Below are 2,509 nucleotides of genomic sequence, written 5' to 3' on the forward strand. Positions count from 1 at the left end.
CGGATCACTACACTCAGCCTCACCCGCCGGGAAAAAACTGCGGCTGTCGGTAAAGGCCAGCAAGTCGCCGACCTGCGCACGCTGCCAACTGCCATCGGCCACCCGCGCGGCGAGTACCTGGTTGAATAGATAACTGCGCGCCGCCGAGAGCAGCCGCGAGCGCACATTGCGCGCGTCGGGCAGTTCTTTACGGCTGGCGAAATCCCGTGCCTGCACCACGTTGCCGCCTTGGTAGGCGAAACGTTGGGTGCCGAAGTAGTTGGGTACGCCGTGGACTTTGAGCTGTTCCAGGCGAGCATCCAGCGCAGCGCGGTCGCCCTGCAACTGGGTCAGGCGCAAGGTGAAACCGTTAGCCGAATGGGCGCCGCGTTGCAGCTTGCGTTTATGTCGGGCGGTTTTGACGATGATCAGGCTGTCACTCACGGCAGCGGAGAAATCCGGATCGGCCTTGCCGGGCAAATGCAGGCTAAACCATTGCCGGGTCAGCGCTTGGCGGTCTTTTAAACCGGCGTAGCTGATCATCTTCAACGGCACGCCAGCAGCCTTGGCCAAACGTCGCGCGGCGTCTTCGGTGTTCAGGCCACGCTTTTCCACCCACAACCACAGGTGTTCACCTTCGCCGGCCAGGGGAATATCCAGCACTTCATCCACCTGGAAATCTTCTGCGCTGGCTTTTAACACCGCACGGCCAGCAACCTCGCCGTATGCCAGCGGGCCAAGCAATTCGAATTCGTTCATTGAGCGACCAACAGCGCGACTGCGTGCACGGCGATGCCTTCTTCACGGCCAGTGAAACCGAGCTTTTCCTCAGTGGTGGCTTTGACGTTGACCTGATCCAACTGCACGTCAAGGTCGGCAGCAATGGCGGCGCGCATGCTTTCTATATGGGGGGCCATTTTCGGCGCCTGGGCGACGATGGTGGCGTCGACATTGCCCACCAGCCAACCCTTGGCCTTAATCAGGCTGAACACATGGCGCAGCAGCACCCGGCTGTCGGCGCCTTTAAAGGTGGGGTCGGTATCGGGAAAGTGTTTGCCGATATCGCCCAGCGCCACTGCGCCAAGCAAGGCATCGCTCAACGCATGCAGCAACACGTCGCCATCGGAATGGGCGATCAGGCCGAACTTATGGGGAATTTGTACGCCGCCAAGGGTAATGAAATCGCCCTCGCCGAAACGGTGAACATCGTAGCCGTGGCCGATACGCATAAGCCGCTGTCCTGGAAAAAGTCGGGAGTTTAACTGAAGCACCCCGCCAGCGCCGCTGGCATGTGCTTGCTCAATGGCGCGCCAGCCCCCTAAGATGACAACCTTTCTTATTTGAGCATCTTTCGCATGCCAGGCCACCTCCAGACCGACCTGCATGATCAGGTGGGGCAGATTTATCAGGAGCACCACCGCTGGCTACTCGGCTGGTTGCGCCCCCGCGTGGACTGCCGCCACTTGGCGGCGGACTTGGTGCAAGACGTCTTCGTGCGGGTGCTCAGCGCCGACAACGCCGCTGCCCGCCTGCACGACGTGCGCGAACCCAAAGGCTACCTGGCCACCATCGCCCGCCGGTTGATGATCGACCACTTTCGCCGCGCCCGCCTGGAACGCGCCTGGCTGCAAGCGCTGGCCGAGCAACCGGAAGCCGAAGATATTTCGCCGGAAACCCGAGCGATTTTGCTGGAGACCCTGTGCGAGCTCGACGCCATGCTCGCCGGCCTTGGCCCCAAAATTCGCCAGGCATTTCTATTGGCGCAGTTGGATGGCGTGCCCTACAAAGCCATCGCCGAAACCCTGGAAGTGTCGCTGGTGACGGTCAACCGCTACATCGCCAAAGCACTGCAACACTGCATGCTCTATAGCCTGCGAGCCGGCCTGTGACCGCTGCGCTTGACGCCCGTCACTACGCCGCCCTGGAACAGGCCGCCAATTGGTATGTCCGCCTGAGCGGCGACAGTGCTGATACCGAAGCCTGGCAGCATTGGCTACAAGCCTCACCGGAAAACCAGTGGGCCTGGCAACAAGCCGAACGCCTGCAACAGCGTCTGCAGGGCATGCCCAGCCGGCTGACCGGTCGCACGCTAGAGCTCGCGGCCCGCCAACAACGCAGCAACCGCCGCAGCGTGCTCAAAGGGTTTGCCTGGCTGCTCGGTGGCACCTCCCTGGGCTGGGCGGGTTACCAACAAAACCGCAGCAGTCCCTGGTTGGCGCAATACCGCACTGCCGTCGGCGAGCGTCAGACACTCACCCTGGCTGACGGCGGTGACGTGCAGCTCAACACCGACAGCGCGCTGGACGTGCAGTACGACAATCAGCAGCGCTTACTCACCCTGCGCCAAGGCGAAATTCTCATCCGCACCGCCGCCGACCCACAAGGCCGCCCCTTCTTCGTACAAACCCCGCAAGGCAGGGTTCGCGCCTTGGGCACACGGTTTTCGGTACGGGTGAATGGCGAGCAAACCGATGTGGCCGTGTTTGAACATGTCGTGGAACTCAGCCCCGTCCACGGTCGCCCAGTGTTG

The 2,509-nt window shown here is 62.0% G+C and carries 4 protein-coding genes; 2 read left to right on the forward strand and 2 right to left on the reverse strand.

Features of this window, described 5'->3' with window-relative positions; translation table 11 throughout:
- Nucleotides 1-738, reverse strand: a 738-nt coding sequence (locus AAAB16_RS22895; protein ID WP_340665414.1) for a tRNA pseudouridine(13) synthase TruD, incomplete at its 3' end; no start/stop codon positions are given.
- Nucleotides 735-1,208, reverse strand: a complete 474-nt coding sequence (ispF, locus tag AAAB16_RS22900; RefSeq protein WP_340665415.1) for a 2-C-methyl-D-erythritol 2,4-cyclodiphosphate synthase — start codon at nt 1,206-1,208, stop codon at nt 735-737. The genes AAAB16_RS22895 and ispF, both read right to left, overlap by 4 nt.
- Nucleotides 1,209-1,334: 126 nt before the next feature.
- Between ispF and AAAB16_RS22905 the strand changes: the two genes are divergently transcribed.
- Together AAAB16_RS22905 and AAAB16_RS22910 are read left to right on the forward strand one after the other, a co-directional pair.
- The gene (locus AAAB16_RS22905) at nt 1,335-1,868 is read left to right on the forward strand and encodes a sigma-70 family RNA polymerase sigma factor (protein WP_340665416.1); all 534 of its coding nucleotides are present in this window, start codon (nt 1,335-1,337) and stop codon (nt 1,866-1,868) included.
- Nucleotides 1,865-2,509: FecR domain-containing protein (locus AAAB16_RS22910; RefSeq protein ID WP_340665417.1), on the forward strand; the 645-nt coding region annotated here is incomplete at its 3' end. The genes AAAB16_RS22905 and AAAB16_RS22910, both read left to right, overlap by 4 nt.

Origin of the sequence: Pseudomonas sp., from assembly GCF_037994325.1 — a bacterium.
In the GTDB taxonomy this organism is placed as follows: Bacteria; Pseudomonadota; Gammaproteobacteria; order Pseudomonadales; family Pseudomonadaceae; genus Aquipseudomonas.